The sequence below is a fragment of the Salinisphaera aquimarina genome (genome assembly GCF_042643355.1).
GTDB classification, from domain to species: domain Bacteria; phylum Pseudomonadota; class Gammaproteobacteria; order Nevskiales; family Salinisphaeraceae; genus Salinisphaera; species Salinisphaera aquimarina.
In genome coordinates this window covers 1,398,275-1,425,005 of the sequence record NZ_JBHRSS010000003.1, presented here as the reverse complement: position 1 = coordinate 1,425,005, position 26,731 = coordinate 1,398,275, and the positions used below count along the sequence as shown (strand labels likewise).

Annotated in this window: 26 protein-coding genes; 10 read left to right on the top strand and 16 right to left on the bottom strand. The window is 64.1% G+C overall.

What is annotated here, in order from left to right; translation table 11 throughout:
- The first annotated feature begins 82 nt into the window (after positions 1 to 82).
- From ACFOSU_RS10110 to arsH, 7 genes are all read left to right on the top strand, one after another.
- A complete protein-coding gene (locus tag ACFOSU_RS10110; RefSeq protein WP_380689043.1) occupies positions 83 to 1,189 on the top strand; it encodes a permease in 1,107 nt (368 codons plus the stop codon).
- Between the two features lie 211 nt (positions 1,190 to 1,400).
- Positions 1,401 to 2,066, top strand: coding sequence for an HAD-IA family hydrolase (locus ACFOSU_RS10105; RefSeq protein WP_380689041.1), 666 nt, complete (start codon positions 1,401 to 1,403; stop codon positions 2,064 to 2,066).
- A gap of 102 nt (positions 2,067 to 2,168) precedes the next feature.
- On the top strand, positions 2,169 to 2,699 hold the full coding sequence (locus tag ACFOSU_RS10100; RefSeq protein WP_380689039.1) for an arsenate reductase ArsC: 531 nt from the start codon (positions 2,169 to 2,171) through the stop codon (positions 2,697 to 2,699).
- The gene (locus ACFOSU_RS10095) at positions 2,696 to 3,082 is read left to right on the top strand and encodes a metalloregulator ArsR/SmtB family transcription factor (protein WP_380689037.1); all 387 of its coding nucleotides are present in this window, start codon (positions 2,696 to 2,698) and stop codon (positions 3,080 to 3,082) included. The genes ACFOSU_RS10100 and ACFOSU_RS10095 overlap by 4 nt, the downstream gene beginning before the upstream one ends.
- A 27-nt stretch (positions 3,083 to 3,109) precedes the next feature.
- A complete protein-coding gene (locus ACFOSU_RS10090) occupies positions 3,110 to 3,532 on the top strand; it encodes an arsenate reductase ArsC (protein ID WP_380689035.1) in 423 nt (140 codons plus the stop codon).
- Between the two features lie 69 nt (positions 3,533 to 3,601).
- Positions 3,602 to 4,891, top strand: coding sequence for an arsenic transporter (locus tag ACFOSU_RS10085; protein ID WP_380689033.1), 1,290 nt, complete (start codon positions 3,602 to 3,604; stop codon positions 4,889 to 4,891).
- A 34-nt stretch (positions 4,892 to 4,925) separates the two neighbouring features.
- Positions 4,926 to 5,618, top strand: a complete 693-nt coding sequence (gene arsH / locus ACFOSU_RS10080; protein WP_380689031.1) for an arsenical resistance protein ArsH — start codon at positions 4,926 to 4,928, stop codon at positions 5,616 to 5,618.
- Between the two features lie 9 nt (positions 5,619 to 5,627).
- Here the strand turns inward: arsH and ACFOSU_RS10075 are convergent, their stop codons facing one another.
- From ACFOSU_RS10075 to ACFOSU_RS10035, 9 genes are all read right to left on the bottom strand, one after another.
- A complete protein-coding gene (locus ACFOSU_RS10075; protein WP_380689029.1) occupies positions 5,628 to 5,945 on the bottom strand; it encodes a DUF190 domain-containing protein in 318 nt (105 codons plus the stop codon).
- Complete coding sequence (gene crcB / locus ACFOSU_RS10070; RefSeq protein ID WP_380689250.1) at positions 5,942 to 6,340, bottom strand: fluoride efflux transporter CrcB; 399 nt, start codon at positions 6,338 to 6,340, stop codon at positions 5,942 to 5,944. The genes ACFOSU_RS10075 and crcB overlap by 4 nt, the downstream gene beginning before the upstream one ends.
- Before the next feature lie 141 nt (positions 6,341 to 6,481).
- A complete protein-coding gene (locus tag ACFOSU_RS10065; RefSeq protein WP_380689028.1) occupies positions 6,482 to 7,657 on the bottom strand; it encodes a TDT family transporter in 1,176 nt (391 codons plus the stop codon).
- 33 nt (positions 7,658 to 7,690) lie between these two features.
- A complete protein-coding gene (locus ACFOSU_RS10060; RefSeq protein WP_380689026.1) occupies positions 7,691 to 8,209 on the bottom strand; it encodes a DUF1269 domain-containing protein in 519 nt (172 codons plus the stop codon).
- 236 nt (positions 8,210 to 8,445) lie between these two features.
- Positions 8,446 to 8,784, bottom strand: a complete 339-nt coding sequence (locus ACFOSU_RS10055) for a DUF202 domain-containing protein (RefSeq protein ID WP_380689024.1) — start codon at positions 8,782 to 8,784, stop codon at positions 8,446 to 8,448.
- 6 nt (positions 8,785 to 8,790) lie between these two features.
- Positions 8,791 to 9,186, bottom strand: coding sequence for a YidH family protein (locus ACFOSU_RS10050; protein ID WP_380689022.1), 396 nt, complete (start codon positions 9,184 to 9,186; stop codon positions 8,791 to 8,793).
- 70 nt (positions 9,187 to 9,256) lie between these two features.
- On the bottom strand, positions 9,257 to 10,156 hold the full coding sequence (locus ACFOSU_RS10045) for a molecular chaperone TorD family protein (RefSeq protein ID WP_380689020.1): 900 nt from the start codon (positions 10,154 to 10,156) through the stop codon (positions 9,257 to 9,259).
- Positions 10,157 to 10,161: 5 nt separating this feature from the next.
- Positions 10,162 to 13,074: a molybdopterin-dependent oxidoreductase gene (locus ACFOSU_RS10040; RefSeq protein WP_380689018.1), complete on the bottom strand. Its 2,913-nt coding sequence runs from the start codon at positions 13,072 to 13,074 to the stop codon at positions 10,162 to 10,164.
- 22 nt (positions 13,075 to 13,096) lie between these two features.
- Positions 13,097 to 14,665, bottom strand: a complete 1,569-nt coding sequence (locus ACFOSU_RS10035; RefSeq protein ID WP_380689016.1) for a 4Fe-4S dicluster domain-containing protein — start codon at positions 14,663 to 14,665, stop codon at positions 13,097 to 13,099.
- 129 nt (positions 14,666 to 14,794) lie between these two features.
- On the opposite strand from ACFOSU_RS10035, the gene ACFOSU_RS10030 reads away from it, so the two are divergent.
- Positions 14,795 to 15,682, top strand: coding sequence for a LysR substrate-binding domain-containing protein (locus tag ACFOSU_RS10030; RefSeq protein ID WP_380689014.1), 888 nt, complete (start codon positions 14,795 to 14,797; stop codon positions 15,680 to 15,682).
- 49 nt (positions 15,683 to 15,731) lie between these two features.
- Here the strand turns inward: ACFOSU_RS10030 and cyoD are convergent, their stop codons facing one another.
- The 7 genes from cyoD to ACFOSU_RS09995 form a co-directional block, all read right to left on the bottom strand.
- Positions 15,732 to 16,064 carry a cytochrome o ubiquinol oxidase subunit IV gene (cyoD, locus tag ACFOSU_RS10025; protein WP_380689012.1) on the bottom strand — a complete coding sequence of 111 codons (333 nt, stop codon included), beginning with the start codon at positions 16,062 to 16,064 and terminating at the stop codon, positions 15,732 to 15,734.
- The gene (cyoC, locus tag ACFOSU_RS10020; protein ID WP_380689010.1) at positions 16,061 to 16,687 is read right to left on the bottom strand and encodes a cytochrome o ubiquinol oxidase subunit III; all 627 of its coding nucleotides are present in this window, start codon (positions 16,685 to 16,687) and stop codon (positions 16,061 to 16,063) included. Before cyoC ends, cyoD begins: the two co-directional genes overlap by 4 nt.
- 42 nt (positions 16,688 to 16,729) lie before the next feature.
- Positions 16,730 to 18,793, bottom strand: coding sequence for a cytochrome o ubiquinol oxidase subunit I (gene cyoB / locus ACFOSU_RS10015; protein WP_380689009.1), 2,064 nt, complete (start codon positions 18,791 to 18,793; stop codon positions 16,730 to 16,732).
- Between the two features lie 26 nt (positions 18,794 to 18,819).
- Entirely contained in the window at positions 18,820 to 19,758 is a 939-nt protein-coding gene (gene cyoA, locus ACFOSU_RS10010; RefSeq protein ID WP_380689247.1) for a ubiquinol oxidase subunit II, read from the bottom strand.
- 558 nt (positions 19,759 to 20,316) lie between these two features.
- On the bottom strand, positions 20,317 to 22,296 hold the full coding sequence (locus ACFOSU_RS10005) for a c-type cytochrome (protein ID WP_380689007.1): 1,980 nt from the start codon (positions 22,294 to 22,296) through the stop codon (positions 20,317 to 20,319).
- A gap of 28 nt (positions 22,297 to 22,324) precedes the next feature.
- Complete coding sequence (locus ACFOSU_RS10000; protein WP_380689005.1) at positions 22,325 to 23,659, bottom strand: molybdopterin-dependent oxidoreductase; 1,335 nt, start codon at positions 23,657 to 23,659, stop codon at positions 22,325 to 22,327.
- A 187-nt stretch (positions 23,660 to 23,846) separates the two neighbouring features.
- The gene (locus tag ACFOSU_RS09995) at positions 23,847 to 24,923 is read right to left on the bottom strand and encodes a YeiH family protein (protein WP_380689003.1); all 1,077 of its coding nucleotides are present in this window, start codon (positions 24,921 to 24,923) and stop codon (positions 23,847 to 23,849) included.
- Between the two features lie 109 nt (positions 24,924 to 25,032).
- Between ACFOSU_RS09995 and ACFOSU_RS09990 the strand changes: the two genes are divergently transcribed.
- The gene (locus ACFOSU_RS09990; RefSeq protein WP_380689001.1) at positions 25,033 to 25,944 is read left to right on the top strand and encodes a LysR substrate-binding domain-containing protein; all 912 of its coding nucleotides are present in this window, start codon (positions 25,033 to 25,035) and stop codon (positions 25,942 to 25,944) included.
- A gap of 83 nt (positions 25,945 to 26,027) precedes the next feature.
- Positions 26,028 to 26,660, top strand: coding sequence for a PRC-barrel domain-containing protein (locus ACFOSU_RS09985; protein ID WP_380688999.1), 633 nt, complete (start codon positions 26,028 to 26,030; stop codon positions 26,658 to 26,660).
- Positions 26,661 to 26,731: the final 71 nt, after the last annotated feature.

Genomic DNA, 26,731 nt, shown 5'->3' with positions numbered 1-26,731 from the left:
GCCTTATCATCTGCAGCACACATTTACAGGCCAAGCCCACGGACAGTTCTGCCCGCCGGCCTGGCTGAAACGAGGGACGGTCATGGACATCTTTTCGATGCTGGGCGACACGCTCTACACCATCGCCGGCATGGCCTGGAAAATTCTCTGGGCGCTTGTACTTGGCTTCGGTATTTCGGGCGCGGTGCAGGCCTTCGTGCCCAAACGACGCATGGCCCGGGTCATGGGTGACGACGGCGCCGGCTCGCTGGCGCGGGCTGGTTTTTTCGGCGCGATCAGTTCGTCGTGCTCTTATGCCGCGGCGGCAATGAGCCGCAGCGTGTTCATGCGCGGCGCGAGTATTGCCGCGTCGGTGGCCTTCATGATCGCGGCCACCAATCTGGTGATCGAACTGGGCGTGGTGCTGTGGTCGCTGATGGGCTGGCAGTTCGTGGTCGCGGAGTTCGCCGGCGGTATCCTGTTGATCGCGATTGCGACCACGCTGGTCAAGGCGTTCAATCTGGCGCCGGCGTTCGAGCGTGTGCGCGCGGCCGAAACCGGCAACGACGAGGAGGACGACGCCGCCGTACCCAGCGTGTTCAGCCTCGACGGCTGGCGCGCCGCGGCGTCGCACTTCGCCATGGACTGGTCGATGATCTGGAAGGATATCGTCATCGGCGTGGTGGTCGCCGGCGTGATCATGGTCTGGGTGCCGCAGGGTTTCTGGCAGGCCATATTCCTGTCCGGCGGCGACAGCGTATCCCTGCTACAGATGATCGAGAACGCCCTGGTCGGGCCGATCGTCGCGGTGTTCAGCTTCGTGTGTTCGGTCGGCAACGTGCCCATGGCGGCCGCGTTGTTCAACGGCGGCATCAGCTTCGGCGGGGCGCTCGCCTTCATCTACGGCGATCTGATCGTGATCCCGATGCTGCTGGTCTATCGGCGCTATTACGGCACCCGGCTCGCGGCCATGCTCGGCCTGGTGCTCTATATCGCCATGGCGATCACCGGCTTCGTGATCGATCTGCTGTTTACCGCCGGCGGCTGGGTGCCCAAGGCCAGTGCCACGAGCGTGGGCTCGATGGACTTCTTCGCGCTGGACTACACCCTGTGGTTGAACCTGATCTTCATCGTGGTCGGCTTCGGGCTCTGGCGGCTGTCTAAACAGGCCCCCGAGCAGGCGCACTGCTGCGCCCATCACGGGCACTGAGGCATACCGCGCCGCCACGCGGCCCGTTCGAGGCGCCGGCTCATCGCAGTCGGCGCCTCGCCTGCTCCAGGCAGAGCGCAGACACGCGCGGCCGACCTGCATTGCGGTTGTCTGACTCGATCGCGGCCCCATGCTCGGCAGGGTTCACAGAGTAGAAACCACCCACGCCGGCCGCGCGCATTCGCCGCCGCCTCAGCAGAAGCCTTTCGCCATGACAGACACATCCGGGTCGCCCCCCATCGCGGCGGTCATATTCGACTGCGACGGCACGCTCGTGGACAGCGAGGGCCTGAACGCGCGCGGCGTGGCCGAACTGTTCGCCATTGACCATGGTCTCGACCTCGATGCCGATGTCCTGGAGGCCGAGTTCCGCGGCGGCAAGTTCGAGACCATGATCGAGACCCTGGCCGCACGCCACGGCGTGGCCCTCGCCAACGATTTCACGGATCGCTACCGCGCGCATATGTACGATCTGTTCGAACGGGAACTGCAGCCCATGCCCGGCGTGCGCGAGGCGATCGAAGCCATCGATCTGCCGATGTGCGTCGCATCCAGCGGGCCCGAGAGAAAGCTCGGGGTCGCGCTGGCGGCAACCAGACTGGCCAACTATTTCGGCGATCTGGTGTTCAGCGCCTACACCATCGAGATCTGGAAGCCCGAGCCGGATCTTTTCCTGACGGCCGCCGCCGCGATGGATGTGACACCTGCCGCCTGTGCGGTGATCGAGGACAGCGATGCCGGCGTCGAAGCCGGCCGGCGTGCCGGCATGCGTGTTTTCGGCTACGACCCGCACGGCGCGATCGGCCCGCATCCGGATGCCGACCTCACCCGTTTCAGCGATTTCGCCGAACTGCCCGCCCTGATCGCCGCCGGCTGACGCGAGAACCGTGGCCCCATAGCGACGCGGCCACAATCAACGCGCTTGCAATATGCGAATTTCCGTATATTCTATATTTCGAATATACGCGGAGGCATATCCATGAGCGACGTCGAGCGAACCTACAACGTACTGTTCCTTTGCCACCGGAACAGTGCACGCAGCATCATCGGCGAGGCGCTGCTCAACAGCCTCCCGCATATCCCTTTGCGTGGTTTCAGCGCGGGTAGTGAACCCGGCGAGCGTATCCACCCTCTCGCCGCCGAACTGCTGACTTCCATGCATATCCCGACCCACGACCTGTACCCGAAGCACTGGGACGTGTTCGCGCGCGACGGCGCAGCGCCCATGGATCTGGTGTTCAGCGTCTGCGACAAGACGCTGGGCCAGACCTGTCCGAATTGGCCCGGGCATCCGGTGACCGGCCACTGGGGCATCGAAGACCCTTCGCAGGTCGACGGCGACGCGACGATGCGCCGTCAAGCCTTTCGCAATGCCCTGCATGCCATGCGCACGCGCATCCAGCTTCTCGCCAATCTGCCGATCGCCTCGCTCGATCGCATGAGCCTGCAATCCGAGGTCGATGCCATCGGCCGGCTCGAGGCGGGCAACCCCGTCGGGACCGAGACATGAATACGTCTGCCACGACCGCGCGCCCGACCAGCGCGGCGGCGCCAGAGGAGGTCTTCCAGGCGCTGGCCGACAGCACGCGCCTGCGCTGTCTGGCGCTGATCGTGACCCACGGCGAACTGTGCGTGTGCGAACTGGTGCATGCGCTGGAACTCTCGCAGCCCAAGATCTCGCGGCATCTCAAGCTGCTGCGGGAGACCGGCCTGGTGGCCGACCGGCGCGAGCGCATCTGGGTGCACTACCGCCTGGCCGACACGCTGCCGTCATGGGCGCGCAGCACGCTCAACGATGTCGTCGCCGCGCACGCGCAGGACGCGCCGTTCGCCGACGACGCGCGCCGCCTGGCGCATATGCCCGATCGCCCGGACGGGCGCTGCAACAACTGACCTGCAATGCCTACAAGGAATTTGGCGATGAACATTCTCTATCTATGCACGGGTAACAGCTGTCGCTCGCAGATGGCCGAGGGCTGGACCCGTCATCTCGGCGGCGCCGATATCGCCGTACGCTCCGCGGGCCTCGAAGCCCACGGCCTGAACCCAAATGCGGTGGCGACCATGCAGGCCGCCGGCGTGGACATCAGCGCCCAGCAGTCCGCCGTGCTCGCCGATGCCGATCTGGACTGGGCCGATCGGGTGGTCACCGTCTGCGGCCATGCCGACGAACACTGTCCGCTGTTGCCGGCCGGCACTCACAAGCAGCACTGGCCGATCGACGATCCGGCCGGGGCGAGCGGCAGCGCCGAGCAGATCGCGGCGGTGTTTGCTGACACCCGCGATCTGATTCGCGGCCACGTCGAGGCGCTGCTTGCCGAACTGGGTACCGCCCGCGACTGAGCATCCGCAGCCGTGCATCCCGGTCGCGCGCCGACGGCCGGCTCGTTCCTGTCATCCGAACCAGACGCCATGTCCATTGCCATTCTCATCTTCATTGCCACCCTGACGCTGGTCATCTGGCAACCGCGCAGGCTCGGCATCGGCTGGAGCGCGGCCGCGGGCGCGCTGGTGGCACTGGCCACCGGCGTGGTGGCCTTGGGCGATATCGTCACCGTCTGGGGCATCGTCTGGAATGCGACCTTCACCTTCATCGCCATCATCCTGATCAGCCTGACCCTGGACGAGGCCGGCTTTTTCGAATGGGCTGCGCTGCACGTGGCGCGCGCCGGCGGCGGGCGCGGCCCGCGCCTGCTGGTGCTGGTGATGCTGCTGGGCGCGCTGGTGGCGGCCGTGTTCGCCAACGACGGCGCCGCGCTCATCCTCACGCCCATCGTGTTCGAAATGCTGCTGGCACTGGGGTTCTCGGCCGGGGCGACGCTGGCCTTCGTCATGGCGGCCGGCTTCATCGCCGATACCGCCAGCCTGCCGCTGGTGATCTCGAACCTGGTCAACATCGTGTCTGCGGACTTTTTCGGACTGGGCTTCGGCGCCTATGCGGTCGTGATGATGCCGGTCTATGTCGTGTCCGTGGCCAGTTCGATTCTGGTCGTGCGCTGGTATTTCCGGCACGACATTCCGGCCACCTTCGACCCGAAAAACCTGCGCGAACCGGTCGCCGCGATTCGCGACCGCGCCGTGTTCATTGCCGGCTGGTGGGTGCTCGCACTCCTGCTGGTCGGGCTGCTCGTTGCCGAGAACATCGGCATTCCGGTCTGTCTGGTCGCCGCCATCGGCGCCGCCATCCTGCTGGCGATCGCCCAGCGCGGGCATGTCATCGACAACCTCAGGGTCATCCGCGGCGCGCCCTGGGATATCGTGGTGTTCTCGCTGGGCATGTATCTGGTCGTCTACGGCCTGCAGAACGCCGGACTGACCCAATATCTGGCCGGCCTGCTGGATGTGATGTCGCAGCAGTCCCTGTGGATTGCCACGGTCGGCACCGGCCTACTCGCGGCGTTTCTGTCTTCGATCATGAACAACATGCCGACCGTGCTGGTCGTGGCCCTGTCGATCGATGCCAGCCATGTCTCCGGACTGGTGCAGGACGCCATGATCTACGCCAACGTGGTCGGCAGCGATCTCGGCCCCAAGATCACGCCGATCGGCAGCCTCGCCACCCTGCTCTGGCTGCATGTGCTCGCACGCAAGGGCCTGAAAATCAGCTGGGGCCAGTATTTTCGTATCGGCATCGTGCTCACCCTGCCGGTGCTGCTGATCACCCTCACCGCCCTGGCCGGCTGGCTGGCCGTGCTCGGCTGACTGCAACAAGAGTGCCTTTGATGGACGACCTGCGATGAACGACCTGCCCAATCTCGATAGCGACTGCCTGACGCTGCGCCCCGCGGCCGATGACAGCCATCCGCCGCGTATCCTGCTGCTCTACGGCTCGCTGCGCGAGCGTTCCTACAGCCGCCTGCTCACCGAGGAAGCCGCACGCCTGTTGCAGGCCTTCGGCGCCCAGACGCGCACCTTCGATCCGCACGGTCTGCCGTTGCCCGATGGCGCCGAGGCCGAGCACCCCAAGGTCGCCGAACTGCGCGAGCTGTCGTTCTGGTCGGAAGGCCAGGTCTGGTGCAGCCCGGAACGCCACGGCAATCTGTCCGGCGTGTTCAAGAGCCAGATCGACTGGCTGCCGCTGTCGATCGGCGGCATGCGTCCGACCCAGGGGCGCACACTCGCGGTGATGCAGGTCTGTGGCGGTTCGCAGTCGTTCAACGTGGTCAATTCGCTGCGTGTGCTCGGGCGCTGGATGCGCATGTTCACCATCCCCAACCAGTCATCGGTGCCCAAGGCCTTCAACGAGTTCGACGAGGCCGGGCGCATGCTGCCCTCGCCCTACTACGACCGCGTGGTCGACGTGATGGAGGAACTGGTCAAGTTCACACGCCTGCTGCGCGCCGAATCCGCGTATCTGACCGACCGTTATTCGGAGCGGCGCGAAGCCCCCGAGGCGCTGTCGGAGCGAGTCAACCAGCCGGCGCTGTAGGCGCGCCGATCAGTCGTCGCCAAACTGCCAGTAGTCGATCTGCCGGCGCAGGCAGAACACGTGCATTTCCTTTGCCTCGACCGCACGAATCAGCGCGTCGGCGTCGCCGCCGTCGAGTACGAACATCAGCTCTTCCGGCTCGTCGGCCAGCTCGAAGAAATGCGCGGAATGGCAATGGCCGCCGGCACCGGTGCCTTCGGCATTCACGCGCCGGGTCATGCGCGTGATGTCATGCTCCCTGGCGATGTCGACGATCGCGTCCAGCACCGGCGTACCGTCGTGGCGGCGTGACCGGGGCGCCATGAAGATCACTTCGAAACCTTTCATCGTGTGACTCCCGATATTTGACGAATCACCGCAAAGGTAGCCATGCCGAGCCCGGTCATGGCAAGCGAGCCGGCGACATGAATCGCGATGCCGGCGAACGCCCAGGCCAGCCGGCCGGCCTGGAGCTGGGTGAAGATTTCCGCCGAGAAGGTCGAGAACGTGGTCAGCGCGCCGAGAAAACCGGTCACCACCATCAGTCGCCAGAAGCTCGACAGCTCGGGCAGCGCGGAGAACGCCGCAATGGCGATACCGATCAGGAAGGCCCCGAGCAGATTCGCCACCAGCGTGCCCGGCGGCAGATGGGGCAGGTAGCTGTTCAAGCCGATGCCGAGCAGCCAGCGGATATTGGCGCCGATCGCCGCCCCGATCGCGATCGCCAGGATGGAATAGATCAGGGGCATCGTTCGATCCTCGGCATATTCGGCGCCGTCCCTGGATTCGGTAGTCTGGCCGGCGCTGTGGTGTTCGCTGATGGAAGTCTCCGGCAATCAAGCCTGACCAAATAAAGTGTAGCACGCAGGTTTATGCCGTATTTCTCATGCCGGATCCGCAGCCCGCTCGCCTGCAAGCTCGGCGTCGCGCATGCCGGTCTCGGCCGACAGACAGGGCGCACGAAACAGGGCGCCGTGATAGATGCCGGGCAGCGTACGGCTGGTCACGATCAGCCAGAAGCCGGCCAGCATGACCACAAATACGCTGCCGATGAGGTTATAGAAGCCGATGCCGGTCAACTCCGCCAGCTTGAGCGTGGCCACCGAATACACGCCCAGCGGGAAGGTGAAACCCCACCAGCCCATGTTGAACGGCAGGCCGCTCGGCAGATGATAGGCCGTGGTCATCACCGCCAGTACCAGCCACCACAGCCCGTAGCCCCAGAGAATCACGCCGCCGACAATCCCGAAGCCGTAGGCCGCATTGGCAATCGCTTGACCTTCCGGCCCCAGCAGCACCTGCGGGGCGGCCGTACCGAGCGTCAGCAGCCCCAGCGTGCCGGTGCCGATCGGCCCTAGCGACAGCCAGCTCGACACGGCCATGTCCTTGCCGGGCAGCTTGTGCAGGACCATGCGCAGAAACAGGATGACCAGAATACCCATCGCCGGCAGCACCGAGGTCGCCCACAGCGCATAGCTGAAATAGAGCATGCTGCGGGCCTCGTCGGTGGCCCCCAGATGCGGAATGATCAGGCCACCCGAGCCGGCGGTGACCTCGGCGGCCACGATCGGCAGCAGCCAGACGGCGGTCATGTTCTCGAGCGCGTGCTCCTGGCGGGTGAACATCAGAAACGGCACGAACCAGGCACAGGCCAGTGCCATGGCGGCATCGAACCACCACAGGTTCGCCGCGATCCGTACCGCGGTCTCACCCCAGTGGGCAATCCCGAACACCAGGAACCCGTTGACGAGGGTGATCAGGCCCATGGGTATGGCGCCGAAGAACATGCACATCGTGCCATGGCCGAGAATACGGCGGGCGTCGGCCGTGAAGAATATCCAGCGGGCGGCATAGAGCAGGCTGCACAGGCCGAACAGCAGCATGTTGAACCACCACAGGCCTTCTGCCAGCACGCCGAGCCCGGGCACATCGACGGGAAAGCCCGCCAGTGCGAGCGACAGGATGCCGGTACCCATGGTCGCGGTGAACCAGTTGGGAGTGAAATGCCGGACCAACTCGCGCGGATGGCTGAGCTGGGTCAGCGGTGCGGTGAATGCCATGAGTATTCCTTTAAAAACGGTTGGGCAGCCGGCTCAGGCCGCGCCCGACAACCATCGACTGCTGTAATTGATCCGGACGTTGGGATGATGGCGCCGTATATGGGCCGCGATCTCGTCCTGGCGTTCGGTTTCTATATCGATGAGCAAAAGCAATGCGCCGTCCTCGATCGCCTGGCTGAATGCCTCGATATCCTGATGCGGCAGCGATATGCCCACCATCGACGCCATCCAGGCTCCGAAACCGGCACCCGCGACCGTCGTGCCGATCAGCGCCGTGCCGCCAAGCGCGAAGCCCGCGGGCGGAAACACCAGTGCGACCAACCCAGCACACAGACCGGTGACACCGCCAGCGGCCGCGCCCTTCTCCAGCGACGGCAGCAGATCGCTGTGACGGATCTGGCCCAGTTCCTCGGCGCTCAGGTGCTCGTCGAAGCGGATATTCCGGTGCGCGACGATGCCGATGCGGCCGGTATCCACACCCGCCGTGTGCAGTTCGCCGATCACGGCACGCAGGGCGTGTTCATCGGGTAGCAGACAGTAGAGCTTGCGCATGACGCGCTCCGTTTTGTTGAATCCGCAGTCAGGCTAGCGATACCTATATAAAAATAAAATCGAATTGTAGTTATCAGATCATTCGTTTTTACTTAACTTTAGAATACTCTGCAGCCCCCACCGACCCCGTAGCGATGGGATGTTCAACAGGCAGAAGCGCTCGCCCGTGTCGTTGCTCGTCTCCGTTGCTAGGGCCTGTTCGATCGATGCAAGCGTCCCCCGGCCGGCCGTGCCCGCTACGGCTCGAACGGTACGATCAACGCGATCAGCGTACTTACGCCGAGCAACAGGGCGCCCACGGCCAGCCAGCGCACGGCGCCGGGCGCGGCCACGGGCTGGGGCAAGGGCCGCGTCGTGAGCACCCGTCGCCGCTGTGCCGCCACGCCCAGGGTGAGAATCGCGAGAAAAAGAGCGATCGCGCCGCTGAGCAGTTGCAGCCCGTTGGGCGCGCTCAGATCGTGGCGCAGCAGCAGCAGGCCGCCGTTGGCGAGCATAGCGGTGCTGGTGCGCACCCAGGACAGATCGGTGCGCTCGGCCTGCAGCCCGGGGCGATCGCCGATATCACGTGTCGACATGAACGCTCAGCGGCCGCCATCGCCGATGCCGAAGGCGATGATCGTCGCCATCAGTGCCAGACTCACCAGCAGAATCGCGCCGGCCAGCAGCCAGGGCATCAGCGTGGACGGCATCGGTTGATCGCGGCGCATGGCCTTCTGGGTGCTGTGCCAGCGCAGCGCGCTCGCCGCCACCACCGCTATGCTGATCGCGGCCAGCACCGCGCCGATGATGCGCCGGGCGCCCGGGATACCCAGCTCCGGAACCAGGTGCACGAAGGCGACCGAGCCGGCGAGCAGGGCCAGCGCCGTGCGGATCCACGCCAGAAACGTGCGCTCGTTGGCCAGCGTGAAGCGATAGTCCGGTTCGCGGTCCTCGCCTTCGGGCGGCGCGTCGCGGTCACGGTCGGTGGAATCGTTCACGAATGCGGTCCCCTTCTCTGCGCAAGTGTCTTGTGCGGCATCCATCGATCGCCGCTTGCGGTGGCTTCGATCATGCCGTGACCCGCCCGTCGACATAAGGGCGTGCCGTATCGGCCATGGCCGCCAGCGCATCTTCGCTGGCTTCGGCGCGCTGTGCCCAGAACGTCGCGGCGTGTCCCAGCGCCAAGGCCTCCACGCGGCGCGCATCCGCCTGGCGGCCGGCTTCACCGGCGAGCCAGTTTAGTGCGGCGCGCGCGTCCTGGCGCATGAGCAGTGTCAGCATGAAGACACGGCTACCACAGACCAGCGCGATACCCAGCGTCTGGCCCGCCGCGGCCAGATCGGCACGAGACAGCACCAGACCCGTGGCTGCCGGCACGCACAGCGCACCTACCGCGGCGTCGATATCGGCCGCATCGTGCCCGATCGACCAGGCCGGTACGCGGCGAAGATGCAGCGCCGGCTGCGCGGGCGCACCCAGCGCCTGTGCCTCGGCCAGACAACCCATCTTGACCAGCCGCGCCCAGCCGGCGTAGGGCGCCGGCGCCGAGCGCTGCAGCGCGTCGCACAACGGCATCAGCCAGCAGGCCAGATGTTCCCAGAACAGCGCCGTGCGCGCATGCGCGGCCTGCGCATCGGCGGCCGAGAGCGCGGTCAGTTCTGCATAGTCGGCCAGCAGTTCGGCCACGTGATCGCAGGCCGTATCGGCAGGCTGTGTCGTCGAACCCAGCAGGCGGCGAAAATCGGCCACGCGATCGGCCGTCTCGCCGCCGATGGCACCGTGCGCGCCCAGATAGATCGAAGCCTGCGGCACGCACTGGACGACGAACGCTTCGGTATACGCCGCCTGCCAGGCCTCGAACGCGGCGGGCACGCTCAGGCCCAGCGCATCGAACACCGGCCGGCTCGCTTCGGCCGGCGGGCGCGCAGCGATTGCCAGCAGCGCCCATAGATCGGCCGATGGCGCCACGCCGCTCACCGGGTCGGCCCGTCCAGGCGGTAGGCCGGCGCGCCCGGCTTGAGCGGGCGCAACATCCAGCGCGGGCGCCGGTTGCCGTCCGGCGAGACCTGGGCCGCCGGCCGGGTCCGGGCCATCCATTGAGCATAGACGGCGTCGGAGGCGTCGATATCGACATGAATCTGTCCCGGCATGTCGCCGCGCTCGGCCGGGGTCACCCGTACGCCTTGGTGCCAGCAATGCTGGCCCGAGATCGGGTCGGGATGCACGCCGAAGGTCAGGTTCTGATGCACGCCCACGGCCGTCCACCAGACCCGCTGTGCGTCGACACCGGACTGTGGCGCCATCGCCGACTCGTCGGCCACCGGCGTGAGCGACCATTGGCTGCCGGTATTGGACAGGTCGGTCTGCATGGTGCGCTGGTGGTTGTCGGTGCCGCCGGTGAACTGCCAGCGCCCCATGTGATGACTGCAGGCCACCACACCGGGACGAATGCCGTCGGTGACCCAGGCCTCGGCCACGAAATAGCCGAGATCCGCGTGCACACGGATACGGCCGCCGTCGACGACCCCGATCCGGCGCGCGTCCACGGGGTTCATCCAGACCGGATTGTTGTGGGCGAGTTCGTCCAGCCATTTGGAATTGGCGCCGCGGGTATGGATCTGGGTCGGCAGGCGGAAGGTCGGAATCAACGGCATCTGATCGGTGGCCAGATTGTCGCGATGGATATGGCTTTTGATATAGCTGGGCAGCGCATATTCCGGCCAGCCCCATTCGACCAGCGTGGACGAATAGAACTCCAGCCGCCCGCTGGGCGTGGGAAAGCCGTTATGGATGGTATCGCCGATCTTCACGCCCACCGGCAAGCGGCCCTGCGGATCGGCAGCCGGGGTCGGACCATCGCCGAAATCGACCGGCCGGCGTGTGAACACCCGGCCGCGGGCGTCGATCTGCTCGTCTTCCAGCGCCTGCTCGTCCACCGCGGCCTCGAACCACGCCCCCGGGCCTTCGTCGACCTGGAAACTGCCGTAGCGACGCATGTATTCCAGCGGGCTCATGTGCTCGGCCGCGGCCGCTTCCGGCAGGCCGGGCACGGAATGATCGAAGATCCAGGCGTAGTACTCGTTCATGCCCATGGGCTGACCGGGGCTGATCTTCGACTCGATATGCCGGCGGATACCCAGCGTACCGTCGTGGTCGATACGCCAGGTAAGTTCGAACCAGAATTCGTTTTCTTCCCAGACCTCGCCGGGGTTGGTCTGACGAGAGTCGCCGATGGTTTCGCCGAGGCGCTCGCGCGCCACCCGCGCCACCGGCTGGCGAAACGAGATCCAGCGTCCGTTGTGAGTCTCCATCGACACCAGGTCGTGGCGCTCGGAGGCATGGCCCATGGGCAGGATGAGATCGGCGAAGTAGGCGGTCTCGTTCCAGGTGGGTGTGAGGGCTGCGTGCAGGCCCACCTTCGAGGTATCGGAGAGCGCCTCGACCCAGTCGAAGCCGCCGGGATTGGTCCACACCGGATTGTAGACACGGCTGAAGTAGGTATCGAGCCGGCCGCGGCCTTCCTTGAGAAAATGCGGCAGCAGAAACGACATCTCGTTGACCGACAGCGGGAACTCCTGCGGGTAGATCATTTCATTCCACCACGCCGGGTGCTCGGCCTGCATCGGACTTTCGGGCACGAACTTGTTCCAGGCGTTGGGCATCATTGCGCCTTCGGTGCCGATCGCGCCCATCAGGGCGTTGAGCAGGAACAGGGTCCGCGGCACCTGCCAGCCGCCGAGGTTGCCGGCCGCCGCCGAGCGCCAGTTCTGGGTGCACAGCTTGGTGCCGGCTCCGGCGATGACCTCGGCTACGGCCCGCAGCTGGCCCACGTCGACCTGCGATTCGGCCGCGGCATATTCGAAGCTGTAGTCGGCGTACTCCGCGGCCAGCCGTGCCTCGAAGTTGTCGAAGCTAACCGCGTCGTCCGGATACAGGGATTCGAGATATTCCTGCCAGTTCCACCAGCGCCGCACGAAGGCCCGGTTGTAGGTCTTCGTCTCGATCAGATGCCGGGCCATACACAGGAAGATCGCAGCCTCGCTGCCGGGATAGGGCGAGACCCAGTGATCCGCATGGGTCGAGGTATTCGACATCCGCACATCGACCACGATCAAGCGCGCACCGCGCTTCTTGGCCTCGATGATGCGCTGGGCGTGCGGATTGAAATAGTGGCCGGACTCCAGATGCGCGCTGGTCAGCACGATGACATCGGCGTTGGCAAAGTCGTTGCTCGGCCGGTCGAAGCCCATCCAGTACTGGAGCCCGGTTCGCCCCGCCGCCGAACAGATATTGGTGTGGGTATTGATGCTGTCCATGCCCCAGGCCTTGAATACACCCTCGGTGAAACCGTCCTCGCCCTCGCGGCCGACGTGGTACATGATCTCGTCGCGCCGGTCTTCGAGCATGGCGGCTCGAATGCGCTCGGCGAGCGTGTCGAGTGCCTCGTCCCAGCCGATGCGGCTCCACTTGCCTTCGCCGCGCTCGCCCACGCGCTTGAGCGGATACAAGATGCGATCCGGATCGGTGATCTGGTTGAGCGTGGCCGGGCCCTTGGCGCAGTTGCGCCCGCGCGAGGCCGCATGTTCCGGGTTGCCCTCGAACTTGCGCACCTCGAGGCTTTCCTTGTCGACATAGGCCAGCAGACCGCAGGACGACTGGCAGTTGAAGCAGGTCGTGGGTACCAGCATGTAGTGTGTTTCGCGGCGCTTGCCGGTGCCCTTGATCGGCTCGAGCGAAATCCAGTCGTCCCAGTGCTCCTTGGGCGGAAAAGCGGCCAGATTGATCCGGCTCGCGCCCGGATAGAATGTCTCGCCGCGCGATTCTGTCTCGCTCTTGAGCGACGAGATGCGTTCGTTGAGGGTTTTGATCAGGTTCTTCGGTTTCATCTGGATCACTCCGAACAGATCGTCAGGCCAGCGGCACGGATTGGCCGCCCTGCACAAAGGCATGCTCATAGGCCAGCGGCCCGAGGAAAGCGAACAGACATACCCATACACCGAGCCACGGCGCGGCCAGGCCGATGGCCGAGAGCACGACGCCGGCCGCAAAGAAATGCCGGAACCGACCGCGGGTCATTTCGTAATGCGCGATGCGCGCATGCTCGCTGGGCGTGGGCGAGGCGAACTCGCTGGCCACGAACGCCAGGTGGGCCAGCGTTGCGCCCGCCGTCCACCACAGCACGAAGTCCACGGCCTGCGGCGCGAAGAACAGGGCGAACGGGACCACGATCGCCGAGCCGGCCGCCATGGCCTGTACCAGCAGATGCGGGGCCAGCAGCGGGTTCTGCCAGAGATCGCGGGCCTTGGCCTGGCCGAACAGCCAGGCGGTATAGATAGAGCTGGCGATCGCCAGCGGCGCGCCGATCCACATCAGCCATACGCCGATCCAGGTCGCGCCCAGAATGCTGGCCACGAAATGCACGGCCAGCACCGTGCTGTAGGACACCAGAATCACGCCGCCCCTGACCAGCCAGCTGTTCCACTGCGGGCGCCAGAAGATCATCCAGAAACGAAACGGATGCGACAGATCGGCGACCAGCAGCAGACAGGTCACGGCCACGAAGAAACCGCCGCCCACCGGGGCGACCCAGCGCCAGAGCGGATTCTCGGGACTCACCAGTCCCGTGGCCACCAGCATCAGCGCGATCAAATAGATACCGCTGCCGACATTCTTGGTCCAGGTATAGGCCGACACGCGCCAGTCCCAGGGCCGGTGATGGGGCTGATCGTAGGACAGCTTGGCCGCGGCCGAGGAATTGCCGCGGCCGGATGCGTCACCCAGCGGATTGCCGGAGGGCACCAGGCCGTCGTTGAACGAGCCGTCGTTGCGCGGCGCCTGGGTCCAGGCATAGTTGCCGCCTGCCGGACGCGCGGCAGCCAGCGGATCGAGGGTGGCCTGATGCGCGCCCTTGTAGAACATCTTCGGCTTGGTGTTCTTCTCCGGCTTGCGTACGGCCACGGGCTCGCGGTTGACGGTCTGGGCCACGCGTGAGCCGGGATCGTTCAGATCACCGACAAAAATAGACTGGGTCGGGCAGACCGACACACAGGCCGGCTCCAGCCCGGAATCGATCCGATGCGAACAGAAATTGCATTTCTCGGCCGAATGATCCTCCGGATTGATGAAGATCGCGTCGTAGGGACAGGCCGCGATACAGGCCTTGCAGCCGATACAGATATCCTTGTTGAAATCGACGATGCCGTCGGCGCGGGTGTGCATGGCGGCAGTCGGGCAGGCGTCGGTGCACGGCGAGTCCACACACTGATTGCAGCGGGTAACCTGAAAAGCCCGACGCGCATCCGGAAACTCGCCCACGTCGACCGATTTCACATAGGTGCGCGATACGCCGATCGGCACATCGTTCTCGGCCTTACAGGCCGTGGTACAGGCATGACAACCGATACAGGTGGTCTGGTCGATGACCTTGGCCCAGCGGGGCAGGCTCGGCGCGGTGGCTTCGGGCGCATGTAACGTCATGGACTTTCCGGCGGCCGGACGGCCTCGTCGATTGCTATAGTCTGTCACCATACGCCGCCTGCAACGACGCCAGAACTACAATAAATCGATACCCGCCATGTCTTTTTTGCACGTCTTCACGAGCCCTCGATGAACTCTCGGCAACTTCAGATCTTTCTGGCCGTGTACGACGGCGGCAGCTTCAGCGCCGCGGCACGTCAGCTCTATCTGAGCCAGTCGGTGGTATCCCGACATATCGCTGCATTGGAGGATATGGTCGGCAACACGCTGCTGGTGCGCGGTGCACGCGGCGTTACGCCGACCCCGGCGGGCGATCTGCTGGCCGGCTATGCACGGCGGCTGTCGGCGGTCACCAGCGAAGCCAAGGCCGCACTGAGCGGCCTGAAGGAAGACGGTACCGAGCCGCTGCGAATCGGCGCCAGTCTGACCATCGGCAACTACCTGCTGCCGCGCCTGCTCACGACCTTTCATCAACGCTATCCGGACATCGAGATCGAACTGTCGGTCGCCAACACCGAAACCACCCAGCAGCAGCTTTCGTCCGACGATCTCGACGTGGCCCTGACCGAAGGGTTCGTGGATACCGACGTCTTCAACGCCGACTCGTTCACCGACGACCAACTGGTCGTGGTGGCCGCACCGGGCGCCGACGTCGCGCGCCTGCAGCATCCGACGCTGGCGCAGCTGATGCATTATCCCTGCGTGGTGCGCGAGCGCGGCTCGGGCACGCGGGCAGTGGTGGAAAAGGCGCTTGCCGAGCGCGGATTCACCCTCAGGCACTCGGTATCCATGGGCAGCACCGAAGCGGTCAAGGGCGCGGTGATCGCCGGGGCCGGCTTCACCATCACCTCGCTGCGCACCGTGGAAGACGAACTGGCCGCCGGCTCGCTCGTGCGCCTGCGCCCGAACCATTTTTTCCTGCACCGTCCGCTGCACTTGGTACAGCGCAAGGATCACCCGGCATCCGCTGCCGTGGCGAATTTCATCGCCCTGCTCAACGACCCGGACGCCTGCTGAGGCGAATATAGGTCAGCACAGCGCGACGCGCGAGCGCCGCGGGATCACGCTACATCCGGTAGTGCAGACTGTAGAACAGCCATATCGTGCCGCCGACGAGCACGAACATGATCACGGCCGAGAAGGCTACCGAGATCGTGTTCCAGCGCTGCTCTTCGGACATGTCGAGATGCAGGAAGTAGCGCAGATGCACCACCACCTGGATGGCGCCCGCGACGGCGACGACGATCAGCGTCGCCGGCACCGAGAACCAGCCCAGACTGACCAGCGCAAACGGGACGATGGTCAGCACCAGCGCCGCGACGAAGCCGGTGAGATAGCCCGACAGCGTGGGCGCATGCCCGGCCGTGGTGGAATGGCTGTGGCTTGAATGATCGCTCATTGCATCACTCCGGCGAGATAGACGGTCGAGAACACGGCAATCCAGACCAGATCGAGGAAATGCCAGAACAGACTCAGGCGTGCCATGCGCGAGACCACGTGCGCATTGAGGCCTTTGGTCGCCACCTGGCCGGCCATTACCGCAATCCAGATCAGGCCCGCGGTCACATGCAGACCGTGGGTGCCGACCAGCGAGAAGAACGCCGACAGGAAGGCGCTGCGCTGCGGCCCGGCGCCGTCGGCAATCAGATGGGTGAACTCGTAGAGTTCCATGCTGATGAACGACAGGCCGAGCACGAACGTCACCCCCAGCCACATCATTACCCGCTGCCGATTGCCGGCATGCATGGCCAACATCGCAAGGCCGAAGGTGAGGCTCGAGATCAGCAGTGCCATGGTCTCGGCGAACACGAGCGGCAGCTCGAAGATCTCCGCGGCGATCGGCCCGCCGGCAGTACGGTCCGACAGGTCGATATAGGCCACGAACAGCATCGAGAAGAGGATGACGTCGCTCATCAGGTAGATCCAGAAGCCGAAATTGACTTCCGTATCCGCCCGGCTGGCACTGCTTATCTCGGCGTCGTGCTTGATATCGGCGTCGTAGCCGACTGTTTCAGTAGACATGGCTGATCCAGTTCGATTCCAGAAAACGAATGCGCATGTGTGTCACAGGTTCGCGTTCGACATCTTGTCCACCGGCACGCCGGTGCGATCGTCGCCGAAGTCCTTGATATGCTTGATGCGTTCGAACACACCCGATGCCTTGAGCTGGTCGTAGCGGGCATCCTCGATGCGCTTGACCTCTTCCGCCGGGATATGGAACCCGTGGTCGTCGCGGCAACCGCGCACGATCACCGTGGCGATAATACCCAGCGCGGCGAGTGCGGCCAGCCACCAGATGCTCCACACGAAGCCGAAGCCGAAGATGAACGCGAAGCCGGCAATGATGACCCCGTCCGGCGTCGAGTTCGGCATATGAATGTCCTCGTACTTCTCGGGACGCGCGTACGCCGTACCGCGGATCTTCATGTCCAGGAACGGGTCTCGATCGGTGACGGTCGGGATGATCGCGAAGTTGTACTCCGGCGGCGGCGACGACGTCGACCACTCGAGCGTTCGGCCGCCCCACGGATCGCCGGTGACATCACGGTTCTGCTCACGGTCACGCACGCTCACATAGATCTGCATGAACATGGCAAAGATGCCATAGGCCACGATCAGGGCGCCGATGGCCGCGATGATCAGCCATATGCCCCAGGACGGGTTGTCGTAGGTGACCATGCGGCGCGGCATACCCATGATGCCGAGCATGTACAGGGGCACGAACGCGACATAGAAGCCGATCAGCCAGCCCCAGAACGAATGCCGGCCCCATTTCTCGTTCAGCGTGAAGCCGAACGATTTCGGGAACCAGTAATAGAAACCCGCCAGCAGCCCGAACATCGTGCCGGGCACCAGCACGTTGTGGAAATGCGCAACCAGGAACAGGCTGTTGTGCATCTTGAAGTCGGCGCCCGGAATAGCCAGCAGCACGCCGGACATGCCGCCCATGGTGAAGGTGATCAGAAAGCCCAGCAGCCAGAGCATCGGCAGCTTGAACTCGATACGGCCGCGGAACATCGTCCACATCCAGTCGTAGATCTTCACGCCGGTGGGAATCGCGATGATCATCGTGGCGATACCGAACGCGGCGTTGCGGGTCGAATCCTGGCCCATGGTGAAGAAATGATGCACCCAGACCGTGAACGACAGGAAGGCGATAGCCATGGTCGCCCACACCATCGACGTGTAGCCGAACAGGCGCTTGTTGCAGTAGGTCGCGGTGATTTCCGAAAACACGCCGAACGCCGGCAGCACCAGAATATAGACTTCCGGGTGGCCCCAGATCCAGAACATGTTGATATACATCATCTGGTCGCCGCCCATGTCTCCGGTGAAGAAATGAAAGCCGAACGACCGGTCCAGCGCCAGCAGGGCCAGCACCACGGTGAGCGCGGGGAACGACAGCACCATGAGAATATTGGTGCACAGCGCGGTCCACACGAACATCGGCATGCGCATGAGCGTCATGCCGGGCGCGCGTTTCTTGAGAATCGTGACCAGGAAGTTCACGCCGGTCAGCGTGGTGCTGATGCCGGATATCTGCAGCGCCCAGATCCAGTAGTCCACGCCGGCAGACGGGCTGTACGGCAGCGCCGAGTATGGCGGATAACCGGTCCAGCCGGCGGTCGAGAACTGGCCCACGAGCAGCGACACCATCACCAGCGCGCCGGCGGCGGCCGTCAGCCAGAAGCTCAGCGAGTTCAGGAACGGGAACGACACGTCGCGGGCGCCGATCTGGGTCGGAATCGCGATATTCATCAGGCCGATGAGAAACGGCATGGCCATGAAGAAGATCATCATGGTGCCGTGGCCGGTGAACAGCTCGGCAAAGTGCGAGGCGTGCAGATAGCCCTCTTCCGCACCGGCGCCGATCGCGGCCTGCTGGGCGCGCACCATAGCGGCATCGATGAATGCGCGCAGCAGGAAAATCAGCGCAAAGATGATGTACATGATGCCGATCTTCTTGTGATCGACGGTGGTCAGCCATTCGCGATAGAGATAGCCCCACTTGCCGTAGTAGGTGATCGCAGCCGCGATCGCCAGCCCGGTACCGATCATGATCACGTTCGCGAACACGATGATCAGGCTGTCGTGCATGAACGCGTCGAGCGAGAGTTTGCCTAGCATCTTGGATAAACCTCAGCGCGAGCCGATTAGTGGGAGGCCGAGCCGCGATGGCTGGTGTGATGTGCGTTGCCGTTGGCGCTGTTGAACTCGTCGATGACATGCTGGAACAGATCCGGGCGCACGGACGAGTAGTAGCTCACCGAGTCGTCCTCGCTCGGTTTGACGAGCTTTTTGTAGGCCGCCGTATCCAGCGTTCTGCCCGAGGCTTTCGCCTTGGCGATCCACTGGTCGAACTCGTCCTGCGTCACGGAGTGCGCCTCGAAGTTCATATGCGCAAACCCATCGCCGCTGTACTGGTAGTTCTTGCCGAAGAACGTGCCCTTCTGATCGGCCATGAGATGCAGCTTCGTTTCCATGCCTGACATGGCGTAAATCTGGCTGCCCAGGCGCGGAATCATGAACGCGTTCATCACCGACGCGGAGGTGAGATGGAAGCGCACCGGCACGTCGACAGGCATGGCGATCTCATTGACCACGGCCACGTTGTATTCCGGATAGATGAATAGCCATTTCCAGTCCATGGCGATGGCCTGTACCTCGATGGTCGGATGCTCCGACTCGAGCGGCTTGTACGGGTCCAGATCGTGGGTGGTGAACCAGGTCAGCGTCGCCAGAATGAGGACGATCACGACCGGCCCACCCCACAGGAAAATCTCGAGAAGGCCGGAATGGTGCCAGTTCGGCGTGTACGTGTTATTCCGGTTCGATGCACGGTAGTGCCAGGCGAACCAGAGCGTGAAACCCACTACCGGGACCAGCACGAACAGCATCACGGTGAATACGAACAACATGAGGTTGCGTTCATAGGCCGCCACCGGGCCGGCCGTGAAGAACGTCACCAGGCTATCGAGATGGAATGTGTTTATCCAGTCGTCGACACCACAGCCGCTGAGCAACAGCGGCAGCCCGACGCCCAGCACCAGCATGAACACGCCGCGGGCACGGCGGAGATTGTTTCCCGGCATTTTCACGAACATCACCTTGCTGTCGGCAGGCCGGCCATCGTAACCGCCGCCCGATCCGCTGAAATCATGTCGAACCCCGATCTGGCGTGCCATGGTACATAGGGCATTCGGCCAACCTTGTGGCATGGGAGCCTGGCGCTGCGCAGACACGCGGCGACACCGCCCGTCGAGGCGGGCTCGGAATCATTGCGGTCGTTGTGTAGCGCAGTTAATGCTACGCCCACGGCGTGACCAGCGAAAGTACGAAATACACATGGCTGCGGTGCAGAATGCGCAAATCGGACATTCACTGGGTTGGCGCAATACGCAAACATGGCCCCTTATACGCACCCCAAATCCAAGTCGATGCCGACTTGACTATATATCCATAGAAAATCGCAGAACCGAGGCCCGACATCGAGCGCGGCTCTTGCGGCACCACACCACGTTGACGAGCCATTCTTTACGCTGACCAGAGCGCGTCTGTAAGCCAAACCAACCAGGTTAGGTCAACCGGCGCATGCGCTGTAACCCACACGCCGACATGACGAGACGAAAGCAGAATGGCTGGCCGTCATCTCATGCGTTGCCTTGGATCGCGACCCAGAAAGGAAACCCGCCCTGAGTCGGCACCTCCCGCACGACCTTGAAGGTGTTCATATCGATCACCGCGATCTTGTTGTCCGAAGTAACGCTCACATACAGCCAGCGCCCATCGGCGCTCGCACGTACCCCATGCGGGCTCTGGCCCACTTCAATCGTAGTGACCTTTTTCAGTGTCTTCTGGTTTAGGATCGTGACTTCGCGACCCCCGATGGCAACCGTGGCTACGTAATCACTATTCGGAATCACGTCAATTCCACCGTGACTGGGTCCGACATCGAAATGCGCCAGAACCTTCTGCGTGGCGAGTTGCAATACGGCCACGTGGCCCGTGAAGTCGCGTATCCACAGACGCTTGCCGTCGGCGGACAGATCCAGATTATGTGGTTTGGCCATCCCTTCGACCGGGATTTCGCCGCTCTTCGTCTGCGTTGCCATATCGATGACGGCGATGGCGCCGCCGTCCTGCAGGGTCACATAAGCGGTCTTGCCATCGGCCGTGAAACGCGCATTGTGCGGCGTCTTACCGACCGCGATCTTCTTGATCAGCGTGTGTTTTTTCAGATCCAGCAGCGCGACCTCGCCGGGGCCCGGCACGGCCGCCAGGCCGTAGCGCCCATCGGGCGAGATCTTGACGCCCTGGGCGGCTTCGCCCACATCGAAAGTGGCCAGCTTCTGACCGGTACCGGTATCCAGCAGATAGACCGCGCCGGTATCGATATTGCTGACCAGCAATTGCTTGCCGTCTGCGCTCAGTGAATCGTAGTGGGCACTGCCAATATCCGGGTAGACCTTACCGGACGCAATGTTCTCGACCGCATTAGCGTTTTGCAGCGCGGCATAGACCGGCGCCGGCACGGCCGTCGCCAACGGCACGTCGGCCTTGAGCGGCTTGCTGTTCTCGGCCGCCTTGTCTTGCTCTGACCCGGCAACCGTCGCGCCTGCATCGGCCCCAAGATTCAACGTCGAACGCGCGTCGTGCACCGCGCTGGTATTGAGCGATTTGCTGCGCTCGGCGGCAATCTCCTGGGCCGTGTACGGCTTGAAATCGGCCGGCAGGTCCTGGTTGTTGCCCCAGGCGGTCAGCACATAGTTCAGTGCATCAGCGATCTGGGTATCGTCGAGTCCTGCCGCCCAGGGCGGCATGGCCCCGTTGTAGGTCGTGCCCTCGACATCGATTGCCCCCTGCAGACCGAACAGCAGCACATGCGCCAGATACTCGCGGCCACCCTCGGCTGCCAGCAGCGACGGCGCATGCCCGGCCTGGGGCGGAAAGGCGCCGGGTATGCCCTTGCCATCGGCCTGATGACAGGCCGCACAGTTCTGGTTGTATACAGACGCACCGGGCCCGTCGCTTTTCGCAGGGGCGACCGCGGCAGACGCGGGATCACTCGAGCCACCGGCCGTAGACGACGATTCATCGGCCGCCATGGCTGACTTGTTGTCGGCCTGGCCGCCCTCTTTCGGGCTGACCGTATTCTGGCCGATGGTGTCTGGTGTGTAGTGCGATTGCAGATACTCGATGATCTGCGGCACCGCTTTTCCCGGTATGTACTGCTTCGCACCGAAGGTATTCAGCATCTTGTGAACGGTGTCGTCCCATTGCTGGGCCGACAGTGGCGGCTGCATGTTGATATAGGTCGTGTTGTGGCAAACTGAACAGTAGGCCTTGACCTGATCCTTGCCCTTGCCGTCCGCCAGCGGCGGGGTATAGCTCGGCCAGTCGCCGTGGATACCGTAGCTGGACCCGGTATCAAAGCTTTCCGGCTTGGGCTGGTCGGCGCTGCCGAGCACGCCCTCGCCGTACTGGCCCTCGCTGACATAGCCCGGCGGATTGGCGTTCGCGCCGGCCTCGTCGGACTGATAGGCCCAGGCCGCTCCGGCCGCGACGACGATCGTCACCGCCAGCATCGGGATCGCCGTGAGCCGCAACCGTCTTGTATGTGTCTGCTTCATGTTGTTCTCCCTGCGTGCTGTGCGGCGCTCAAGCGGCCGGGCCGACCGTGAGTTGTTGTTGTTCGATCTTGTTCCACAGATAACCGCCCGGGTTCCAGAGCCCATCCTTGGGCTGGACATGGCCCTTGGCGTCGGTGGCGCGCACCGCCAGCATGTACTGGCCCGGCTTGTCCGGGGTGAAATCGGCATGCCATTCGCGGAAGCTGTACGGTCCATGATCGGTGCCCAGCGTCGCCTCGCGCCAGTTCTGGCCGCCGTCGGTAGAGAACTCCACCTTGGTGACCGGCCCGGTACCCGAAAAGGCCACCCCGCGCGCGGTCAGCGGCATGCCGGCAACGGCCTTGGTCGCGCCGTCCGGTGTCGCCATGAATGAACGCACCGGCATGTCGGCAACACCGATCGGTACCATGTTCACATCGCCGTTCTTCACCGCCTCCGGCGTGGTCGCGCCGTCTGGCGTGTCGGGAATCTTGTAGGCCTTGGCCATCCAGAAGTTCGTGTCCTCGTGGTCGAGCAGACGAATCCAGGACACGTGCTTGACCCAGTACGTCGCGAACTTGCCGGGAAAGACCATCCGCGTGGGAAAGCCATTGAGCATGGGCATCGGCGCGTCGTTCATGGCATAGGCGATAATCGCCTCGTCCAACGCCGGATCGTCCATATCCCACGATTTGAGAAACGCATGCGAGCCATAGCCGGCCGGGCCCTTGCCGAAGTCGAGGCCCTGGAACTGGATCTGTACCGCGCCCTTGGTGACTCCGGCCTTTTCGAGCACGTCGCGCAGACGCACACCCGTCCATTTGGCGTTGCCAATAGCGCCGTTGCCCCATTGGCCACCACCAACGCGCGGGGTGAAATAGCTGCGGCTGTTGCCGGAGCACTGCAACACGGCGGCCACGTCGTGCGGCTCGTAGTCGTTGAGCAGGTCGGCAAACGTCAGTGACAACGGGCTCTCGACCTGACCTTCGACCTTGAGTCGCCATTTGGCCAGGTCGACGCTGTTGGGTTCGCCCGGCAGGTGATACCGCACGAACATTGCCTCGTTGGGCGTGAACGCGGACGCGAAATAATGACGCGGCGTCTCCAACTGCACCGGCCGATCGGTCAGGCGCAGCAGCGGCAGCTTCTGCGGGAAGTTCACATACGGGCCGATCGAATTCCAGTACGGGTTGGCCTCGGGACCGACATACGCCGGCATGGCGGTCCCGGTCTGACTGGCCACCGCCGCACTGGCCCGCCCCATTCCTGCCCCGAGGCCGAGCCCGGCAAAAGCCAGCCCGGCCGCGCCCATGCCGGCGCCGCGCAGCAGCGCGCGCCGTGACGCATCGGTCGGGTTGTTGCCGGTTGAATCCTTATCTCGCATGGCCTGTCTCCCGTTATCTATTTATTCAGCTATACGCCGCGGCTTGCCGCGGCCACCTTCCCAAAGGGTGAGAGACATCAGTTCTCCCCTGTGGTCGACCGCGTGGTTTCATACCGCACGGTTGAAAGACATTTGATTGTGCTGCGGCGTTTGCGTGCCGCTTGTGTCGACTGTGCGCCCCGGCCTGTCAGCCTGCAAGCAGCAGGCCGCCGCCCAATGCAAGTCCGCTAATCCATACTGCGACAACCGCACCTAGAAACAACGGCTTCCAGCCCAGCCGCGCAACCGAAACCAGACGCGTCTGCAGTCCCATGGCGACCATGGCCGCGGCCAGCAGCGCCGAATCGGCGGTGGTGAGCGTCTTGTGCACGGTCTCGGACATCGGCACGAAAGAGTTCACGATGACCATAAGCACGAACAACAGCACGAACATCGGAAACGGCGAACCGGTCTTGCCGCCGTCGGCTTGCTCGTCGGCGCCGGCACGACGACGCCACCACACGGCCAGGACCGCACAGACCGGGGCGAGCATGGCCACGCGTGAGAGCTTGTAGAGGCTGGCATCGATACCGGCGTGCTGATCGAAGGCAAAACCGGCCGCCACGGCCTGCGCAACTTCATGAATCGAGCTCCCGGCCCAAGCCGCGTAGACCGGCTCGGACAGGCCGATGGCGTTAGCAATGGCGGGATAGGCAAACATGGCAATGGTGCCGAACACCGTGACCATGGCGATGGCACAGGTTACGTCCTGCTCACGGCCTTTGATAACGCCGTCCACCGCGACCACTGCGGAGGCGCCGCAAATACCAGTGCCGCAGCCCACCAGCACGCTAAGCGTATCCGGCAATTTCAGCGCGCGGCCTATGACTACCGACAGCGTGATGGTGCTGGCCACTGCCAGCAGGACCAGCGCCAGGCCGCCGAATCCAACTGACAGCATATCCTGCAGTACGAGCCGAAACCCGAGCAGAATGATGCCGGCGCGAAGTAGATAATAAAGCGTCCAGCGGATACCCGGCTCGATCGTCGCCGGCATGGGCACGCACAGACGGATGACCACGCCCAGCAGGATACCCACGGTCAAAGCGCTCAAGGGCACGACTTCATTGAGGGCCGGCCAGGCGGCGATTGCATAGGACACGCCCGCCAGAGTGACGCACAGAAGCAGGCCCGGCAGTATCCGCGGCAGATCGCTGAACCATTGGCTGAACCATTGATTGAGTCGATCGCCGGCGGCTGTCGATGCGAGTTGCTGTGTGGCCATGGCCATCTCCCGTGATTTCGATGGCCCAACCCTAGATCGACGCACTATTATTTAAAATAGATTTATATCAATATTACGATTCGATTTTTCTAAACAGTAATGAGCACGCATGGCGATTACCCGATTCACCCTGCGTCAGCTGGAGATATTCGCCACGGTCGTGCGTACCGGCCAGGTCAAGCGTGCGGCCCAAGCCCTGCACTTGAGTCAGGGCGCGGTCAGCCAAGCGATACGGGAACTGGCGGACGCGCTCGACGTGGCGCTGTTCGAGCGTCAGGGCCGCACGATCGTGCCCACCGCCGCAGCCCGCCAGCTGCTGCAGCTGACCGCCGCACCCATGGCCACGCTCGACGACGTCGCCGGGCAATTCGGCCCGGCCGGCCCGTCGCAGCAACTCGCCGGCGATATCCGACTGGCCGCATCGAGCACGATCACGCGCTATATCCTGCCGGCGGCGCTGGCCGCACTCCGGCGAAGCCATCCGGCGCTCTCCATCACGGTCATTTCCGGCAACAGCGCCAACGTCGAAGAGCGGGTTGCCGCACTCGACGCCGATATCGGCTTCATCGAAGGCCCGTCACAGCGCGACGATCTCGACGCCGCCGCCTGGGGCACCGATACACTGCAGATCATCGCCCCGCACGACTATGCGACGGATACGGTCTCGATCGACGCCCTCGACATGCACCCCTGGGTCGCCCGCGAGCGCGGATCCGGCACCCGCGCCGTATTCGAGCAGAACCTCGCGCTTGCGGGCTACGCCGCGCCGCGCGCAAGCCTGGTCATCGACGACAGCGGTGCGATCGTGCGCGCGGTGGCCGCCGGTGCAGGGCTGGCCTGTGTAAGCCGGCGCGCGGCGACCCGGGCCAGTTCGACCTCACCGGCCGTGCAATTCATCGAACTGACCGGCCTGTCTCTGGCCCGGCCGCTCTGGCGTGTTCAACGCGCCGCGCCCGGTCGCGCCCCGCTGCTGGACCGCTTCCTGGGTGTGCTCGACATCGCGCTCGCCGACGCGAGATAAACCACTGCGGGCAGAGGTTTTTCATCTGCGGTTAAGGCACGGGGCCTACACTCCGCAGCAGATTCAGTCTGAAGGAATACACGATGACGATTCACAAAATCACTGCCGCCGGCCTCGTTGGCTTCGCCCTCGCCGCTTCCAGCAGCGCGGCGCTCGCCGCCCCGCCGGAAGGGCTGTATTCGGCCGACCAGCTGCTCGACGCCGATGTCTATGCCGAAGGCTCGGACAAGCAGATCGGTGAAATCGACGACATCGTCTTCGACAACAACATGACGATCAAATCGTTCATTGTCGAAACCGAGGGCAAGTTCGGCCTGGGTGGCAAGTCTTACGTGGTCGAGCCCAACCAGTTGTCGGTCGAGACGATCGCCGGCCCCAAGGCCATCGAACCCAACTACCGCGTCACCCTGAACGCCAGCAGCAGCGAACTGAGCGGTTATCCCGTCTACAACGACGCGTGGTGGGAAGGCGCCCAGAGCCAGGCCTCCGACGCCTGGGAGCAGACCCGCGAGTCCGCCAGCAGCGCCTGGACGCGGCTCAAGGAAGGCACCAACGACCTGATCGACCGTGCCCAGGGCCAGAACGACAACCAGAGCGACAACGAGGCTTCCGGCGCCACCACCGATCAGAGCAGCGACGCTGGCGCATCCACCGGCACGGTGATCGACAACTCGGCAGACGACAGCATGAGCAACGCGGACGACACCAACCGCTAATCTTTCTGTCATCGGCATATCGCAAGAGGGGCTTCGGCCCCTCTTTTTTTGTTTCATGCAATAGCCAGACG

Coding starts and splice junctions, on each gene's coding strand:
- ACFOSU_RS10060 (WP_380689026.1), bottom strand. CDS start 8,209: ATGCGCAAGCTCTACTGTCTGCTACCCGATGAACACGCCCTGCGTGCC.
- cyoC (WP_380689010.1), bottom strand. CDS start 16,687: ATGTCTACTGAAACAGTCGGCTACGACGCCGATATCAAGCACGACGCC.
- cyoD (WP_380689012.1), bottom strand. CDS start 16,064: ATGAGCGATCATTCAAGCCACAGCCATTCCACCACGGCCGGGCATGCG.
- ACFOSU_RS09985 (WP_380688999.1), top strand. CDS start 26,028: ATGACGATTCACAAAATCACTGCCGCCGGCCTCGTTGGCTTCGCCCTC.
- ACFOSU_RS10085 (WP_380689033.1), top strand. CDS start 3,602: ATGTCCATTGCCATTCTCATCTTCATTGCCACCCTGACGCTGGTCATC.
- ACFOSU_RS10105 (WP_380689041.1), top strand. CDS start 1,401: ATGACAGACACATCCGGGTCGCCCCCCATCGCGGCGGTCATATTCGAC.
- ACFOSU_RS10075 (WP_380689029.1), bottom strand. CDS start 5,945: ATGAAAGGTTTCGAAGTGATCTTCATGGCGCCCCGGTCACGCCGCCAC.
- ACFOSU_RS10005 (WP_380689007.1), bottom strand. CDS start 22,296: ATGAAGCAGACACATACAAGACGGTTGCGGCTCACGGCGATCCCGATG.
- ACFOSU_RS10095 (WP_380689037.1), top strand. CDS start 2,696: ATGAATACGTCTGCCACGACCGCGCGCCCGACCAGCGCGGCGGCGCCA.
- ACFOSU_RS10035 (WP_380689016.1), bottom strand. CDS start 14,665: ATGACGTTACATGCGCCCGAAGCCACCGCGCCGAGCCTGCCCCGCTGG.
- ACFOSU_RS10100 (WP_380689039.1), top strand. CDS start 2,169: ATGAGCGACGTCGAGCGAACCTACAACGTACTGTTCCTTTGCCACCGG.
- ACFOSU_RS10090 (WP_380689035.1), top strand. CDS start 3,110: ATGAACATTCTCTATCTATGCACGGGTAACAGCTGTCGCTCGCAGATG.
- ACFOSU_RS09995 (WP_380689003.1), bottom strand. CDS start 24,923: ATGGCCACACAGCAACTCGCATCGACAGCCGCCGGCGATCGACTCAAT.
- ACFOSU_RS10065 (WP_380689028.1), bottom strand. CDS start 7,657: ATGGCATTCACCGCACCGCTGACCCAGCTCAGCCATCCGCGCGAGTTG.
- cyoB (WP_380689009.1), bottom strand. CDS start 18,793: ATGCTAGGCAAACTCTCGCTCGACGCGTTCATGCACGACAGCCTGATC.
- arsH (WP_380689031.1), top strand. CDS start 4,926: ATGAACGACCTGCCCAATCTCGATAGCGACTGCCTGACGCTGCGCCCC.
- ACFOSU_RS09990 (WP_380689001.1), top strand. CDS start 25,033: ATGGCGATTACCCGATTCACCCTGCGTCAGCTGGAGATATTCGCCACG.
- ACFOSU_RS10030 (WP_380689014.1), top strand. CDS start 14,795: ATGAACTCTCGGCAACTTCAGATCTTTCTGGCCGTGTACGACGGCGGC.
- ACFOSU_RS10000 (WP_380689005.1), bottom strand. CDS start 23,659: ATGCGAGATAAGGATTCAACCGGCAACAACCCGACCGATGCGTCACGG.
- ACFOSU_RS10055 (WP_380689024.1), bottom strand. CDS start 8,784: ATGTCGACACGTGATATCGGCGATCGCCCCGGGCTGCAGGCCGAGCGC.
- ACFOSU_RS10040 (WP_380689018.1), bottom strand. CDS start 13,074: ATGAAACCGAAGAACCTGATCAAAACCCTCAACGAACGCATCTCGTCG.
- ACFOSU_RS10110 (WP_380689043.1), top strand. CDS start 83: ATGGACATCTTTTCGATGCTGGGCGACACGCTCTACACCATCGCCGGC.
- cyoA (WP_380689247.1), bottom strand. CDS start 19,758: ATGCCGGGAAACAATCTCCGCCGTGCCCGCGGCGTGTTCATGCTGGTG.